We start from the raw sequence: 15419 nt of genomic DNA, 5'->3' as shown, positions 1-15419 counted from the left end.
CCTAAGGAGAGCCGGAAATATCAGTTTTTTTTACCCTTGCCCATATTGCGCGTCTTTATAAAAGCACGCCCAGGACATTAAGACCTTAGCGGAACCCCAAGCCATGAACAAAAACCTGCGCTTCAGCCATAAAATTTTGCTTGCCGCCGCCCTCATCGTCATCGCCGCTTTCGCCTCGTTCACGCTGTACAACGACTGGCTGCAACGCAACGCGATCCGCGATGACCTGAACAACTATCTCAACGAGATGGGCGAAGTCACCGCCGATAACATCCAGACCTGGCTCAACGGGCGCATTCTGTTAGTCGAGAACGCCGCGCAGAACATCGCTATCAATCCGGAACCGGCCAACGTCGCCAGCCTGCTGGAGCAGAAATCCCTGACCTCGACGTTCATGGCCACGTACCTGGGCGATGCCACCGGTCACTTCACCATCCGCCCGGACGTAAAGATGCCGGACGGCTTCGATCCACGGGTGCGCCCTTGGTATAAAGGTGCCGAGAGCAGCAGCGCCTCGACCCTGACCGAACCGTACATCGACGCCGCCACCGGCCAGTTGATCATCTCCATCGCCACCGCCTCGAAAAAAGCGGGTCAAAGCGTCGGCGTTGTCGGCGGCGACCTGAGCCTGCAAACCCTGGTCGACACCCTCGCCGCCCGCGACTTCTCCGGCATGGGCTACGCCTTCCTGGTCAGCGCCGACGGCAAGATCCTTGTGCACCCGGACAAGGCACTGGTGATGAAGTCACTGAAAGAAGCCTATCCGCAGGACACCCCGCGCATCAGCAGCGACTTCAGTGAAATCACGGTCGATGGCAAGACGCGCATCGTCAGCTTCGCGCCGATCAAAGGCCTGCCGTCGGTGAACTGGTACATCGGTCTGTCGGTGGACAAGGACAAAGCCTTCTCGATGCTCAGCGAGTTCCGCACCTCGGCGGTGATTGCCACCGTGATTGCGGTGGTGATCATCATTGCGCTGCTGGGCATGCTGATTCGCCTGCTGATTCAGCCGCTGCACGTCATGACCCGCGCCATGGAAGACATCGCCGATGGCGAGGGCGACCTGACCAAGCGCCTGACTATCGTCAACAACGATGAATTCGGCGTGCTGGGTACCGCATTCAACCGCTTCGTCGAGCGTATCCACGGCTCGATCCGCGAAGTGTCCTCGGCCACCGGCCAGGTCAACGAGGTCGCGCTGCGCGTGGTCGCGGCGTCCAATTCGTCGATGTACAACTCTGATCAGCAAGCCTCGCGCACCAGCAGCGTCGCCGCCGCGATCAATCAACTGGGCGCTGCCGCCCAGGAAATCGCGCGCAATGCCGCACAAGCCTCGAACCAGGCCAGCGACGCCCGCGGCCTCGCCGAAGACGGCCAGCAAGTGGTGGACCGCAGCATCAAGGCGATGAACCAACTGTCGAGCATGCTCAGCGCCTCCAGCACCAATATCGAGTCGCTGAACAGCAAAACCGTGAACATCGGGCAGATTCTGGAAGTGATCACCAGCATCTCCCAGCAAACCAACCTGCTGGCGCTCAACGCCGCCATCGAAGCGGCGCGTGCCGGTGAGGCCGGACGCGGTTTTGCCGTGGTCGCCGACGAAGTGCGCAACCTGGCGCACCGCACCCAGGAATCGGCGCAGCAAGTGCAGACCATGATTGAAGAGCTGCAGGTCGGCGCCCGTGAATCGGTGAGTACCATGAGCGACAGCCAGCGCCACAGCCAGGACAGCGTGGAAATCGCCAATCTTGCCGGCGAACGCCTGAACAGCGTGACCCAGCGCATCGGCGAGATTGACGGGATGAACCAGTCGGTGGCCACCGCGACCGAGGAGCAGACAGCGGTGGTCGAGTCGATCAACGTCGACATCACCGAGATCAACACATTGAACCAGGAAGGCGTCGAAAACCTGCAGGCGACCTTGCGCGCCTGTTCGGATCTGGAGCAGCAGGCTTCGCGGCTGCAGCAGTTGGTCGGCAGTTTCCGCATCTAAGATCAAAAGATCGCAGCCTGCGGCAGCTCCTACAGGGTGGACACACATCCTGTGTAGGAGCTGCCGCAGGCTGCGATCTTTTTACCCTTGAGACCCACCGCCAATTCCCGACCGAACATCTATTCTGGATAAAGGTCAACCAAGGGAGAGCAGCACAGCGGAGGGCTTGTCATTGTGCACATCGCCGATATCACCATGTTCTACGCCCCGGCCAGCGGCGGCGTACGCACATACCTGGACGCCAAGCATCGACGATTGGGCGTCAAACCGGGCATTCGCCACAGCCTGTTGATCCCCGGTGCGCACTTCGGTGAACACGACGGCGTCTACACAGTGCCCGCACCCGCCCTGCCCTTCGGCAAAGGTTATCGCTTCCCGTTGCGTCTCGCCCCTTGGCGCAACGTCCTGCAGGATTTACAGCCGGATCTGATCGAAGTCGGCGACCCGTACCTGACTGCCTGGGCGGCGCTCGACGCGCGGCGTCAACTGGATGTACCGGTGATTGGCTTTTATCACTCGGACCTGCCGTTGCTGGTGAGTAACCGAATGGGCCATTGGCTCACGCCGAATGTCGAGGCTTACGTCAGCAAACTGTACGGCAACTTCGACCGGGTGCTGGCGCCGAGTCAGGTGATGGCCGACAAACTTCGAGGCCTGGGGGTGCGCAACGTGTTCGTGCAACCGCTGGGGGTGGATCTGCAAACTTTCCATCCTGGCGCCCGCGACAAGGGCTTGCGCGCCGAACTGGGAATTGCCGAAGACACCCGTCTGCTGATTTTTGCCGGACGCGGCTCCAAAGAGAAAAACCTGCCAGTGCTGCTCAAATGCATGCAGCGCCTCGGCCCGCGCTATCACCTGTTGCTGGTCGGTTCATCGATGCCCGCCGTGGTCCCGGACAATGTCAGCGTGATCGACTCCTTCTGCCCGGCGCCCACCGTGGCCCGGTTGATGGCCAGCGCCGACGCCCTGATCCATGCCGGCGATCAGGAAACCTTCGGTCTGGTGATCCTCGAAGCCATGGCCTGCGGGGTTCCGGTGGTCGCGGTGGCGGCCGGTGCGTTTGAAGAAATCGTCGCCGAAGGCTGCGGCTTGCTCTGTGCACCGAACAACCCGCAAGCCATGGCCAATGCGGTGCGCGAGCTGTTCAGTCGCGGCTGCGTGAAACTCGGCCAACAAGCGCGACAACATGTCGAACGGCGTTATTCCTGGGACAGCGTGGTCGACAGCTTGCTCGGTCACTACCACGCGGTGCTCGGTCACTCGCGGCAAAGAGTGGCCAATGGCTGATTCCTTGAATGACCGCGCGGTGCTGCTGGTGCTACACGACGTGGCGCCGTCGACGTGGGCGGATTATCGGCCATTTGTCGAGGCGGTCGACGCAATGGGTGGCGTGCCGATGACCTGGCTGGTCGTTCCGGACTTCCATGGTCACGATGCGCTTGAGGATCATCCCGCGTTCTGCCGAATGCTCGGCGAGCGGCTTGTCCGTGGCGATGAGCTGGCCCTGCACGGCTATTACCATGACGACCGCGAGCCAGCCCCGACCACGCCCCGCGACTGGTTCATGCGCCGCATCTACACCCACGAGGGTGAGTTTTACCGCCTGTCCCGGGAAGCGGCGCGAGCTCGCCTGCGCCACGGCATCGAACTGTTCCGGCGCAATGGCTGGCCGTTGCACGGTTTCGTCGCCCCGGCCTGGCTGATGAGCGAGGGCACCCGCCAGGCCCTTTGTGAAACGCCATTGAGCTACACCAGCGACCCGCAACATCTTTATCAATTGCCGGATTTCACCGCCATCAACGCCCCGGGTCTGGTCTGGAGCGCGCGCAGTGCCTGGCGCCGGGGTTTGTCAAAAATCGTCAGCGAACAGCGCCAACAGCACTGGCGCGACGCCGCGGTGATTCGTCTAGGCTTGCATCCGGTAGACATGCGCCACGCCTTCGCGCGTGATTACTGGCTGCAAACCCTTGAACGGCTGCTGGCAGAAGGACGCACGCCCATGAGCAAAATCGACTGGCTTACCCGGCACCGCGAGCGAATGGAGCGCGCTGCATGAGTCGCGGCATTGTGCTGTTGATCGGCCTGCTCGCCGCGGTACTGATCCCGGTGCTGCTTGGCGGCGGCGAGATCGGCGCACGGTTGCAGAACTTTCCGCTGCACTGGCTGCTGATCATGTTCGGCATGATTCTGCTTTGCTGGGGCATCAACACCCTGCGCCTGCGCCTGCTGCTGGGCGATCAGCGCGATCGGGTCACGCCGCTGAAAAGCCTCGGTGTGGTGATGGCCGCGGAGTTCGCCTACTGCGCCACTCCCGGCGGCAGTGGCGGGCCGCTGACGATCATGGCCTTGCTGGCGCGCAGCGGCGTGCGCCCGGCCCGAGGCAGTGCGGTGTTTGCCATGGATCAGTTGAGCGATCTGCTGTTCTTTCTCTGCGCCTTGAGCGGGATTCTGATTTACGCCTTGTTCCAGCACCTCAGCGATCGTCTGGAGTGGCTGCTGATGGTCAGCGCCGTGTCACTGTTCGGTGGGCTGTTCAGTTGCGTGCTGCTGGCGCGCTACCACCGTCGGCTGATTCTTCTGAGCGGACGCCTGCTCGCCCGCCTCAACGTGCAACCGGCCACGCGCCGGCGCTGGGCACGCAAGCTGCTGCATTTTCTCGACGCGTTCATCGACACGCTCAAGTTGCCGTGGCAGACGCTGATCAAGGTTTTCGCCCTGACCTGCATGCACTGGCTGCTGCGTTACAGCGTGTTGTACCTGGCCTTGCGCGGGCTGGGCGCGGACCTGCAGTGGGCCTGGAGTTTTCTGGTGCAGATGCTGTCGCTGGGGGCGGGTCAAATGAGCCTGTTGCCCGGTGGCGCGGGGGCGGCGGAACTGACTTCGGCGGCACTGCTGGCACCGATGGTCGGCACATCCACCGCGGCGGCAGCGATTCTGATCTGGCGGGTGGTGACGTTCTACTTCTATCTGGTGGTGGGCGGCCCGGTGTTTCTATTGATGCTGGGGCGGCCATTGCTCAAGAAGCTGCTGAAGTTCAGGCAGGCTTCTTAGGTTCGTCCGTCTCCTTCATCTGCTCCCACAACTCGGCGGCGCCGGGGAACTCGGTGCCGTCTTCCGGGCTCAGGTCATCCGGGTCATAACGGCTCAGACAACCTTCGCCCAATGTGGCAGGCGCTTTCGAAGTGGCTTTGTCCAGTGGCTCGCTCACGGGCAGTTCCTCAAGGGGCTGAAACGAAAAAGGGCCTGGGACGATTGAACGCCCAGGCCCTTCATTATTCAAGTACGCGTGGGTTTGATCAGAACACCACGGTCTTGTTGCCGTGCACCAGCACGCGGTCTTCGAGGTGATAACGCAGGCCACGGGCCAACACCATCTTCTCGACGTCACGGCCGAAACGCACCATGTCTTCGATGCTGTCGCTGTGGCTGACGCGCACCACGTCCTGCTCGATGATCGGACCGGCGTCCAGCTCTTCGGTCACGTAGTGGCAAGTCGCGCCGATCAGCTTCACGCCGCGCAACGACGCCTGATGGTACGGCTTGGCACCGACGAACGACGGCAGGAAGCTGTGGTGAATGTTGATCACCTTGTGCGCGTATTCGCGGCACAGCGCCGGCGGCAGGATCTGCATGTAGCGCGCCAGTACCACCACTTCGGCATCGTGCTGTTTGACCAGACGCGAGACTTCGGCGAACGCTGGCTCCTTGTCCTGCGGATTGACCGGGACATGGTAATAAGGAATGCCGTGCCACTCGACCATGCTGCGCAGGTCATTGTGGTTGGAAATCACGCTGGAGATTTCGCAATCGAGCTCGTCGCTGTGCCAGCGGTGCAGCAAGTCGGCCAGGCAGTGGGATTCGCGGCTGGCCATCAGTACCACGCGTTTCTTCTGCTCGGTGTCAGTGATGCGCCAGTCCATCGAGAACTCTTCGGCGATTGGCGCAAACTTCTCGCGCAGCACTTCAATACCGAACGGCAGCGAATCGGCGCGGATCTCGTGACGCATGAAGAACCAGCCGTTCTGATTATCCGAATGGTGGCTCGCTTCGGTGATCCAGCCGTTGTGGGATGCCAGAAAGTTACTGACTTTGGCAACGATGCCAACGCGGTCAGGGCAGGAAATCACCAACCGAAAGGTGCGCATGAGGGGGAAACTCCAGAACTTCGCAAAGGCGGCCATTCTAGCGACTGTGCGCGGAAACTGCAGTATTGATCAGCACACTTGCCCCGAGAAGGCGCGGTTCATGGCGCCTGAGCGCACTCTACGACAAAGCGATGATGTGCTCGTGAAGCTGTTCGGCCAGATAATTGTGAATATTCGTGATGACTGCATCACATTATTTAGATGACCATTCAATTTACCGGTTATTTCACGTAACTAATTCAAATAAAAAAACCGCTTAAATGTTTACTTGATGAAACAGCCTGACTATTATTGCGGCACTGTCCCTGCCATTCAACACATCCGCATAAGGTAGTTACCATGTCCTTGATCAACGAATATCGCGCCACCGAAGAAGCAATCAAAGAGCTGCAAGCCCGTTTGAAGAATCTGTCGCAAGACGACAAATTGCAAGCCGAGCTGGAATTCGAAGGCAAACTGCGCACCCTGATGGGCGAATACTCCAAGTCCCTGCGCGACATCATCGCCCTGCTGGATCCGGAATCGAAAACCAAAGGCACCCGTGGCGTCGCAGTCAAAACTACTGGCACCAAGCGCGCACGCAAAGTTAAACAATACAAAAACCCGCACAACGGCGAAGTCATCGAAACCAAAGGTGGCAACCACAAGACGCTGAAAGAGTGGAAAGCCAAGTGGGGCGGTGACGTGGTTGAAGGCTGGGCTACCCTGCTGGGCTAAGCCGCAACGCCGGTCGCCGATAGCCTCTGCGACCCATGAAAAACGCCAGCATACGCTGGCGTTTTTTTATGCGTGATGTTTCATCGACGCACTATGTTCGATTTCAAAGATTCAAACGTTTGCGCAATGCCTGGACATAATTCTGCCACTCATTGAGCACTTGATTCTGCATCGGCGTAGCACTAAGCGCCCATTGCTGCGCGGCTTCGGCAAAAGATTGCAGGGTATTAGGTGCGCCCATGTGCGGCTCGGACAAACGCTGCCGGCAGAATATTCTCCAGCGCTCTTGCTCTGCAAAACTCAACGTATCGGGAAAGTTGCGTGCGCGATATCGAAAGAGTAATTCCGGCAGACGTTCATCATCGAACGGCCATTGCTCTTGCGCTAATTGCGCCGGATCCGCTGTCCTCACTTGCTCGCATAGACGCCGATCGCGATCACCGATGAATCCATCGTACAACTGCTGTTCCGGATCTTCATTCGGGGTGAAGTCTTCGCTGGCATAAATTGCCGTAACTTTATCTTTCCAAACTTGTTGTGCGTCACTTAGCCGCAGCGCATGCGCCTGGTAGAGCGCCATGTCCAGATCCAGGCGCTGCTGATCTGCGGCACGCAATACCGACAACGGCGCCACCACCGGACAACGATTGATGTGAATCAGCTTGAGCGGCACCGGCAGTTCCCCCTCGGCGAGATCATCGCGACGGGTGTACAGGCGCTGACGCAGCGTTTCGGCGTCCAGATCGAGCAGACCTTGCGGGTCAAGGTGCAGGTCACAGACGATCAGGGCATTGCGATTGCGCGGATGCCAGGCCAATGGCAATACCACACCGACATAGTGGCGCGCCGCCGAGAAGCGTCCGGAGATGTGCACCAGCGGCTGCAACAGGCGAATCTGATCCATGACTTTCTGTTTACTGCGCAGTTGAAACAGCCAGTCATACAACTTCGGCTGTTTCTCGCGGATCAACCGCGCCAGGGCGATGGTGGCGCGCACGTCCGAGAGCGCTTCGTGAGCATGCCCATGGTCAATGTTGTTGGCGGCTGTCAGGCGTTCGAGCTTGAGGGTGACCTTGCCTTCGTCATCGGTCGGCCAGACCAGACCGTCGGGGCGCAACGCATACGCGGCGCGTACCACATCGATCAGATCCCAACGACTGTTGCCGCCCTGCCATTCACGGGCATACGGGTCGAAGAAATTGCGATAGAGGCTGTAGCGGGTCATCTCGTCGTCGAAACGCAGGGTGTTGTAACCCGCACCGCAAGTTCCGGGTGCCGCCAGTTGCGCATGCACCCGAGTCATGAAGTCGGCTTCACTCAAACCCTGTTCGGCGAGACGGCTCGGGGTGATACCGGTAATGGCGCACGCCGCCGGGTGCGGCAGGATGTCTTCGCTGGGCTGGCAGTAGAGGTTGACCGGTTCGTCGATTTCATTGAGATCGTGGTCGGTGCGAATCCCGGCGACCTGCAGCGGACGGTCGTTGCGCGGATTGATGCCGGTGGTTTCGTAGTCGTACCAGAAGATTGAAGTCACGGGCGGTTCCTGAACTTGAGATCGGCAAAGTCTAGGCGTTCAACCGCCATTGCGGCCAGCACCGTGTCATTCGAGCACCTTGCGCTACACGCGGTGCAATACATAGTTATGTCGTTTTCCCCCAAGAGGCTGCTAGCATCGGACAAACCTCGTATCCCGATCCGGCCCCATCAGGTAGCCCATGCTCGAGAACACAGCACTGCCACGGAAAGCACCGCTGAACCCGCCACTCGATACCCGCCATCCAGTGGAAACCCCGGAGGGCATCGACTTGCCGTTGCGCCCGGCCGGTCTGATGGTGCGCAGCCTCGCCTTCGGCATCGACCTGGGCATTCGCGGTGCCATCCTCGGCGGGCTGTTCCTGGTGCTGGCGTTTCTTGGCCAGCTCGGCATGGGCCTGGGTTCGTTGCTGCTGTTTGCCGTCAGCTGGTGGTACATGGTGCTGTTTGAAGTGCTGCGTCAGGGCCGTTCGCCAGGCAAGCAATGGATGGGCCTGCGAGTGATCCACGACAACGGCACACCGGTCGGCTGGTCGGCGTCGCTGCTGCGCAACCTGCTGCGTTTTGTCGATCTGCTGCCGTTCGGTTATGCCTTCGGCGCCATCAGTTGCCTGCAACATCCCACCTTCAAACGCCTGGGTGACATCGCCGCCGGTACTCTGGTGGTCTACAGCGAACCCGCCCTGCTTCGCCCGCAATTACCCGACGTCCAGCCGCGCCGCTCACCCGTGCCGCTCAACCTCAGTGAACAACGGGCCCTGCTCGCCTTCGCCGAACGCCAGGCCGAACTGTCGCCGGCGCGGGTCAATGAGCTGGCCGCCCTGCTCGCCCAGCCGCTGCACATCCCGGCGCCCAAAGCGGTCAGCGAGCTCAATGGCATCGCGCGCGGCTTGCTGGGTCCGACATGAAGCAAAGTCTTTTCGAAGCTCGCCACAAGGCCGAATGGGAGCGTTTCACGCTGGCTCTGGAACGCCTCGAACGTGGCAAGGACACTTCGCAGGTGGCCGGATTCCCCAAGGCTTATCGACGCCTCTGCCAGCATCTGGCATTGGCGCAGGAGCGCGGCTACAGCAGTTTTCTGATCGACTCGCTGCAACAACTGGTGTTGCGCGGCCACCAGCAGCTGTATCGGCACCGCAGTCGCTTCGCCGCCAACCTGCTCGGTTTCATCCTCGCTGACTTCCCCCGGCTGGTGCGCGCCGAATGGCCGTTCGTGCTGGCCGCTGGCCTGGTGTTTTTCGGCAGCCTGATCGGCTTCGCCTTGCTGGTGTATGCCTTTCCCGAACTGATCTACAACCTGATCCCCGCCGAACAGGTGCGCGAGATGCAGAGCATGTACGACCCGGTGGCCGGGCACCTCGGGCGCTCGGCCGAACGGGCGGCCAGTGAGGACTGGGTGATGTTCGGTTATTACGTGATGAACAACATCGGCATCGCCTTCCAGACCTTCGCCAGCGGTTTGCTGCTGGGCGTGGGCAGCGCATTTTTCCTGTTCTACAACGGGCTGGTCATCGGTGCAGTGGCCGGGCACCTGACCGAGATCGGATTTGGCCAGACGTTCTGGTCGTTCGTGATCGGCCACGGCGCCTTCGAGCTGACGGCCATCGCCCTGGCGGGGGCGGCGGGGTTGAAACTCGGCTGGAGCGTGATTGCGCCCGGGCGGCTGACGCGCGGCGAGGCGCTGGTGGAGGCCGCGCGCAAAAGCGTGCTGCTGGTGTGCGGGGTCATGCTGTTCCTGTTGATCGCGGCGTTCATCGAAGCGTACTGGTCGTCGAAGACCGGGGTCACACCGAAGATCAAATACGCGGTCGGTGCTGCGTTGTGGATCGCCGTCGCGGCTTATCTGCTGTTCGCCGGAATGACACGCCATGCGCCTGAGTGATGCCACCGTGGCGATCCGCCCGCGCAGCAGCTGGGAAGCCATGGACCTGGGCGTGCTCATGAGCCAGCAGCATCGACGCCTGCTGATGACCAGTTGGGCCATCGTCACCCTGCCGCTGTTCGCCATGCTGACCTTGCTGCTGTGGGATTCGCCGTCGCTGGCGGTATTGATTTTCTGGTGGCTGAAACCGGCGTACGAGCGCCTGCCGCTGTACATCCTGTCCAAGGCCCTGTTCGGCGAAACGCCCACGCTGAAACAGGCCCTGCGCGAATTTCCGCGGCTGTTGAAACCACAGCTGCTGGCCAGCCTGACCTGGCGCCGCCTGAGCCTGAGTCGCAGCTTCCTGCTGCCGGTGGTGCAACTCGAAGGCCTCGACGGCACGGCGCGTCAGCAGCGCTTGCAGGTGTTGCTGCAACGCAATGCCGGCGCCGCGCAATGGCTGACGATCATCGGCATGCATCTGGAGACCGCGCTGTGGATCGGCCTGATGGTGCTGTTCTACATGCTCCTGCCGCAGCAGATCGAAACCGACTGGGACTGGCAATCGCTGATCCTCGACAGCGATCACCACTGGCGTTGGCTGGAGCACCTGACCAACGCTTTCTACGCGCTGGTACTGGTGGTCTGGGAACCGGTGTATGTCGCCTGCGGTTTCAGTCTGTATCTGAACCGACGCACTGTACTGGAGGCGTGGGACATCGAACTGGTATTCCGCCGTTTGCGCCAGCGCCTGAGCGGCAGCGCTCTGGGCCTGCTGCTGGCCGTCTGTCTATGGTTGCCGACAGTGCCGCCGGCGTGGGCGGATGCGCCGGCCAACGCCCCGGAGGCCCCTCGCCTGCTGAATCAACCGCTGACCAGTCAGGCTGCGCACGACAGCATCAAGGCGCTGCTCGAACAACCACCGTTCAAGAACAAGGAAAGCGTGACCCGCTATCGCTTGGGTGACGACCCGGCAGCCCCGGCCGAGGGCAAACCCGGCGAGGCCCCGCAATGGCTGAAAACCCTGCTCGGCTGGCTCGACGGTCAACGCTTCAATGCTGTGGCGGTTTTGATCGAGGTGCTGCTGTGGGGCGCGTTGCTCGCGGCTATCGGCTGGCTGATCTGGCGCTACCGCGAATTCCTGCGCACCTTCGTCAGCCGTCGGCCGAAGCTGCCCGCGCGCGTCAGGCCTCCTGCCCCACAGCAAGCATTCGGCCTTGACCTGAACCCGCAATCCCTGCCCGACGACATCGCCGCCAGCGCCGAACAACTCTGGCAAACCCAGCCGCGCGCCGCGCTGGGCCTGCTCTATCGCGGATTGCTCAGCCGTCTGCTGCACGATTTTGCCCTGACCTTGAAATCCGCCGACACCGAGCATCAGGTCCTGCTGCGGGTTGAGCAATTGCAGCACCCTGAACTGCTGGCGTTCAGTCGCAGCCTGACGCTGCACTGGCAGAACATGGCCTATGGGCACCGCATGCCGGCGGCCCATCTGCAACGGGAACTGTGTGACGGTTGGCGCGCTTTGTTCGACCATGGAGCGCACGCTTGAGCCGGCGCAGCGCGTGGCTGCTCGGCGGGCTGATCGTCGCCCTGCTCGCCGCGTTGAGCGTTTATCTGTACCTCAAGGCCCGGCCCTATCAGGAAGTGATCGATCACGGCCCGTCGCCCCAGGCGCAAGCCAATCCTTATCTGGCGGCAGAAATGTTTTTGCGCGAGCACGGCCTCAACGTCAGCCATGCCGAAACGCTGGCGGTGCTGCCCGATATTGATCCGCGCCGGCACACCCTGCTGTTGTTTGGCGAGCGTTCGCGCATGGCCCCGCGTCAGGTTGATCAAGTGTTGAACTGGGCTCGCGCCGGCGGGCGAATCGTGTTCGTGGCCGAAGCGTTGTGGGACAAGCAGGCCAAACAGAGCGATGACCTGTTGCTGGACCGGGTGCAGTTGCACCAGTCGCTGAGCAAGGATCTCAAGGAACCGCCGGCGGACCTGGCCGATGACCCGTACCCGAACCTGACCAAACTCTACTTCGAAGACGAAGACGCGCCGGCCTACGCCGGTTTCGACACCGCGTTCCATCTGGATGACCCGAAGAATCTCGCCCAGGCCTGGGCCAACAGCGCCAAGGCCACGCACATGATGCAATTGCCCTACGGCGTCGGCTCGATCACGGTGGTCACCGATGCCGAACTGTGGAAGACCCCGGCTATCGGCAAGCACGACAACGCCTGGCTGCTCTGGTACCTGAGCGCCGACACCGACGTCACGCTGATTTACAGCACGGCGCACGATGGTCTGCTGACCTTGCTCTGGCGTTACTTCCCGCAAGCCATCGTCGCCCTGCTGGCGCTGATCGTCCTTGGCTTGTGGCACGTTGCTGTGCGCCAAGGGCCACTGCAGGCGCCTGCCCCGAGTGGCCGTCGCCAGTTGCAGGAACACTTGCGCGCCAGTGCCGATTTCATCCTGCGCCACAACGGTCAGCACACGCTGTTGCAAGCCCTGCAACAGGATGTACTGCGCCGCGCTCGCCGCCGCCATCCCGGCTTCGACCAGTTGAACGTGGCTGAGCAATGGCTGGTGCTGTCGCGCCTGACCCGACAGCCGACCCGCGCCATCAGCCAAGCCCTGAGCCCGGTGCCGAAACAGCGCATGAGCAGCGCTGATTTCAGTCGCCAGGTGGCCCACCTGCAAACCTTGAGGAACACGCTATGAGTGAACAGATCGAGCCCGGCAGCGCCACCCACGCCGCCCAGCAACGCCAGCGTGCCAGCCAGTTGGCGCAAGCGGTGCGCGGCGAATTGCAGAAGGTCTTGATCGGCCAGAACAGCGTGATCGACGACGTGCTGACCGCGTTGATCGCCGGCGGCCACGTGCTGCTCGAAGGCGTCCCCGGACTTGGCAAGACGCTGCTGGTTCGCGCCCTGGCGAAATGCTTCGGCGGCGAGTTCGCGCGCATCCAGTTCACCCCGGACCTGATGCCCAGCGACGTCACCGGCCACGCGGTCTACGACCTGCAAAGCGAACAATTCAAGCTGCGCAAGGGGCCGCTGTTCACCCACCTGCTGCTGGCCGACGAGATCAACCGCGCCCCGGCCAAGACTCAAGCCGCATTGCTCGAAGCGATGCAGGAACGCCAGGTCACCCTCGAAGGCCGGGCGCTGCCGATCGCCCAGCCGTTCATGGTGCTCGCCACGCAAAACCCGATCGAACAGGAAGGCACTTATCCGCTGCCGGAAGCCGAGCTCGACCGTTTCATGCTCAAGGTGCGCATGGATTACCCGGAGGCCGAGCAGGAGTTGAACATGGTGCGTCAGGTCAGCCGCTCGACCCGCGCCGACATGCTTGATGTACAGCCGTTGCGCACGGTCTTGCAGGCCAAGGACGTGCAGGCCTTGCAACGCATCGCCAGCGACCTGCCGATTGACGACCAAGTGCTGGATTACGCGGTGCGACTGGCACGCAGCACCCGCTCCTGGCCCGGCCTGAGCCTCGGCGCCGGCCCGCGAGCCTCGATTGCACTGGTGCGATGCGCCCGCGCCCGTGCGTTGCTGCGCGGCGGCGAGTTTGTGCTTCCCGATGACATCAAGGGCTGCGCGCTCTCGGTGCTGCGCCATCGGGTGCGAGTAGCGCCAGAGCTGGACATCGAAGGTCTGCAGGTCGATCAGGTGCTGCAGCAGTTGCTCGACCAAGTGCCGGCACCGCGCTTGTGAGAGTTCAGGAAAGATCAAAAGATCGCAGCCTTCGGCAGCTCGTACACGGAATCACGCTCCCTGTAGGAGCTGCCGCAGGCTGCGATCTTTTCAGCAGACAACCCGGTACCGCGCCATGAAACCTTCGCGCCTGTTATTGATCTGGCTCGCCGCCCTGTGCCTCATCGGTATCCTCACGGGCACCCTGCAAGCTCTCGACATCGACGTGCCCGCCCCGCTGTCGGCGGTCAACTGGGGCTTGCTCCTGGCGCTGCTGGTACTGGCGATCATCGATGCGCTGCGCCTCCGTCACCGGCCCTCGCCACGCATTCAGCGCCAGACCCCAGGCAGCCTGGCGCTCGGACGCTGGAGCGAGGTACGGCTACAGCTCAGCCATGACTTCAACGAGCCGGTTGCGGTGGATATTTTCGACCACGTGCCACAGGGGCTGAGCTTCGAAAACCTGCCGCTGGCGGTCGAACTGCAACCCGGGCAATACAGCGAGGTCGGCTATCGCCTGCGCCCGCTCAAACGTGGGCACTTCAGCTTCGAGCATTGCGAAATCAATCTGCCCAGCCCGTTCGGTCTGTGGACAGGCAAACGCCTGCTCGACGTGCGCGGCGAGATCCGCGTCTATCCGGACTTCGCCCGGCTGTACGGCGGCGAACTGCTCGCAGTGGACAATTGGCTCAGCCAGCTCGGCGTACGTCAGCGCCAGCGTCGTGGCCAGGGGATGGAGTTTCATCAACTGCGCGAATTTCGCGAGGGCGACAGCCTGCGCCAGATCGACTGGAAAGCCACCGCCCGTCAGCGCACGCCGATTGCCCGCGAGTATCAGGACGAGCGTGATCAACAGCTCATGTTCATGCTCGATTGCGGCCGGCAAATGCGCAGCCAGGATGGTGAGCTGTCGCATTTCGACCATGCGCTGAATGCGTGTCTGCTGCTGAGCCACGTGGCCCTGCGTCAGGGTGATGCCGTGGGGCTGAACACATTCGCCGTCGCGCAACCGCGTTTTCTCGCGCCGATCAAGGGTGCCAGTCAGCTCAAGGTCCTGCTCAACGCCGTTTATGATCTGGACAGCAGTCAGCGTCCTGCCGACTATTCAACCGCGACCCATCAGCTGTTGGCGCGGCAGAAGCGCCGGGCGCTGATCGTGCTGTTGACCAACCTGCGTGACGAGGACACCGAAGACCTGCTCGCCAGCGTCAAACGCCTGAGCCAGCAGCATCAAGTGCTGGTGGTCAGCCTGCACGAGGAAACCCTCGATCGCGTGCGCAATGCTCCGGTACAAACGCTGCCCGAAGCACTGGCCTATTGCGGCACGGTGGATTACCTCAATGCCCGGGCAGAGCTGCATGAGCAGTTGAATGCTCATGCCGTTCAGGTACTGGATGTGCGCCCCAGCGGGCTAAGCACGGAGCTGCTGAGCCGTTACATGAGCTGGAAGCGATCCGGTGTATTTTGATAACACCTATGAC

Annotated in this window: 14 protein-coding genes and 1 pseudogene; 12 read left to right on the top strand and 3 right to left on the bottom strand. The window is 61.8% G+C overall.

What is annotated here, in order from left to right; all coding sequences use genetic code 11:
• Window positions 1-103: 103 nt before the first annotated feature.
• The 5 genes and pseudogenes from ACM6HV_RS17930 to ACM6HV_RS17910 form a co-directional block, all read left to right on the top strand.
• Window positions 104-1135, top strand: a pseudogene (locus ACM6HV_RS17930) (cache domain-containing protein); the annotation flags it as partial.
• Window positions 1136-1228: 93 nt separating this feature from the next.
• A complete protein-coding gene (locus tag ACM6HV_RS17925) occupies window positions 1229-1993 on the top strand; it encodes a methyl-accepting chemotaxis protein (RefSeq protein ID WP_371260380.1) in 765 nt (254 codons plus the stop codon).
• Window positions 1994-2167: 174 nt separating this feature from the next.
• Window positions 2168-3280 (top strand): glycosyltransferase family 4 protein, encoded by a 1113-nt coding sequence (locus ACM6HV_RS17920; RefSeq protein ID WP_414904906.1) that lies wholly within the window; start codon window positions 2168-2170, stop codon window positions 3278-3280.
• Entirely contained in the window at window positions 3273-4049 is a 777-nt protein-coding gene (locus tag ACM6HV_RS17915; protein ID WP_414904905.1) for a DUF2334 domain-containing protein, read from the top strand. The genes ACM6HV_RS17920 and ACM6HV_RS17915 overlap by 8 nt, the downstream gene beginning before the upstream one ends.
• Window positions 4046-5044, top strand: coding sequence for a lysylphosphatidylglycerol synthase transmembrane domain-containing protein (locus ACM6HV_RS17910; RefSeq protein WP_414904904.1), 999 nt, complete (start codon window positions 4046-4048; stop codon window positions 5042-5044). Before ACM6HV_RS17915 ends, ACM6HV_RS17910 begins: the two co-directional genes overlap by 4 nt.
• Here the strand turns inward: ACM6HV_RS17910 and ACM6HV_RS17905 are convergent.
• Both ACM6HV_RS17905 and purU read right to left on the bottom strand, forming a co-directional pair.
• Window positions 5028-5201: a hypothetical protein gene (locus tag ACM6HV_RS17905; protein ID WP_414904903.1), complete on the bottom strand. Its 174-nt coding sequence runs from the start codon at window positions 5199-5201 to the stop codon at window positions 5028-5030. The genes ACM6HV_RS17910 and ACM6HV_RS17905 overlap by 17 nt on opposite strands.
• A gap of 88 nt (window positions 5202-5289) precedes the next feature.
• Window positions 5290-6138, bottom strand: a complete 849-nt coding sequence (gene purU / locus ACM6HV_RS17900) for a formyltetrahydrofolate deformylase (protein ID WP_414904902.1) — start codon at window positions 6136-6138, stop codon at window positions 5290-5292.
• Between the two features lie 339 nt (window positions 6139-6477).
• Here purU and mvaT point away from each other — a divergent pair, with 339 nt between their 5' ends.
• The gene (gene mvaT, locus ACM6HV_RS17895) at window positions 6478-6855 is read left to right on the top strand and encodes a histone-like nucleoid-structuring protein MvaT (protein WP_041068510.1); all 378 of its coding nucleotides are present in this window, start codon (window positions 6478-6480) and stop codon (window positions 6853-6855) included.
• 103 nt (window positions 6856-6958) lie between these two features.
• On the opposite strand, the gene sbcB is transcribed toward mvaT, so the two are convergent.
• Window positions 6959-8389: an exodeoxyribonuclease I gene (gene sbcB, locus ACM6HV_RS17890; protein ID WP_414904901.1), complete on the bottom strand. Its 1431-nt coding sequence runs from the start codon at window positions 8387-8389 to the stop codon at window positions 6959-6961.
• A gap of 181 nt (window positions 8390-8570) precedes the next feature.
• On the opposite strand from sbcB, the gene ACM6HV_RS17885 reads away from it, so the two are divergent.
• The 6 genes from ACM6HV_RS17885 (at window position 8571) to ACM6HV_RS17860 (ending at window position 15406) form a co-directional block, all read left to right on the top strand.
• The gene (locus ACM6HV_RS17885) at window positions 8571-9296 is read left to right on the top strand and encodes an RDD family protein (RefSeq protein WP_414904900.1); all 726 of its coding nucleotides are present in this window, start codon (window positions 8571-8573) and stop codon (window positions 9294-9296) included.
• On the top strand, window positions 9293-10270 hold the full coding sequence (locus ACM6HV_RS17880; RefSeq protein ID WP_414904899.1) for a stage II sporulation protein M: 978 nt from the start codon (window positions 9293-9295) through the stop codon (window positions 10268-10270). The genes ACM6HV_RS17885 and ACM6HV_RS17880 overlap by 4 nt, the downstream gene beginning before the upstream one ends.
• Complete coding sequence (locus tag ACM6HV_RS17875; protein WP_414904898.1) at window positions 10257-11801, top strand: DUF4129 domain-containing protein; 1545 nt, start codon at window positions 10257-10259, stop codon at window positions 11799-11801. Before ACM6HV_RS17880 ends, ACM6HV_RS17875 begins: the two co-directional genes overlap by 14 nt.
• Entirely contained in the window at window positions 11798-12961 is a 1164-nt protein-coding gene (locus tag ACM6HV_RS17870) for a DUF4350 domain-containing protein (protein WP_414904897.1), read from the top strand. The genes ACM6HV_RS17875 and ACM6HV_RS17870 overlap by 4 nt, the downstream gene beginning before the upstream one ends.
• On the top strand, window positions 12958-13959 hold the full coding sequence (locus ACM6HV_RS17865) for an AAA family ATPase (RefSeq protein ID WP_145594580.1): 1002 nt from the start codon (window positions 12958-12960) through the stop codon (window positions 13957-13959). Before ACM6HV_RS17870 ends, ACM6HV_RS17865 begins: the two co-directional genes overlap by 4 nt.
• Before the next feature lie 115 nt (window positions 13960-14074).
• Window positions 14075-15406: a DUF58 domain-containing protein gene (locus tag ACM6HV_RS17860; protein WP_414904896.1), complete on the top strand. Its 1332-nt coding sequence runs from the start codon at window positions 14075-14077 to the stop codon at window positions 15404-15406.
• Window positions 15407-15419: the final 13 nt, after the last annotated feature.

The organism is Pseudomonas sp. IT-P260 (assembly GCF_949768395.1).
Classification (GTDB): Bacteria; Pseudomonadota; Gammaproteobacteria; order Pseudomonadales; family Pseudomonadaceae; genus Aquipseudomonas; species Aquipseudomonas parakoreensis.
Note: the sequence above shows the minus strand (reverse complement) of the source record. Positions and strands in the feature narration are given on the sequence as shown.

Bases quoted from the DNA above. Each gene is read 5' to 3' on its own strand.
- ACM6HV_RS17925 (WP_371260380.1), top strand. From the start codon at position 1,229: ATGTACAACTCTGATCAGCAAGCCTCGCGCACCAGCAGCGTCGCCGCC.
- ACM6HV_RS17915 (WP_414904905.1), top strand. From the start codon at position 3,273: ATGGCTGATTCCTTGAATGACCGCGCGGTGCTGCTGGTGCTACACGAC.
- ACM6HV_RS17910 (WP_414904904.1), top strand. From the start codon at position 4,046: ATGAGTCGCGGCATTGTGCTGTTGATCGGCCTGCTCGCCGCGGTACTG.
- purU (WP_414904902.1), bottom strand. From the start codon at position 6,138: ATGCGCACCTTTCGGTTGGTGATTTCCTGCCCTGACCGCGTTGGCATC.
- mvaT (WP_041068510.1), top strand. From the start codon at position 6,478: ATGTCCTTGATCAACGAATATCGCGCCACCGAAGAAGCAATCAAAGAG.
- ACM6HV_RS17885 (WP_414904900.1), top strand. From the start codon at position 8,571: ATGCTCGAGAACACAGCACTGCCACGGAAAGCACCGCTGAACCCGCCA.
- ACM6HV_RS17880 (WP_414904899.1), top strand. From the start codon at position 9,293: ATGAAGCAAAGTCTTTTCGAAGCTCGCCACAAGGCCGAATGGGAGCGT.
- ACM6HV_RS17875 (WP_414904898.1), top strand. From the start codon at position 10,257: ATGCGCCTGAGTGATGCCACCGTGGCGATCCGCCCGCGCAGCAGCTGG.
- ACM6HV_RS17865 (WP_145594580.1), top strand. From the start codon at position 12,958: ATGAGTGAACAGATCGAGCCCGGCAGCGCCACCCACGCCGCCCAGCAA.
- ACM6HV_RS17860 (WP_414904896.1), top strand. From the start codon at position 14,075: ATGAAACCTTCGCGCCTGTTATTGATCTGGCTCGCCGCCCTGTGCCTC.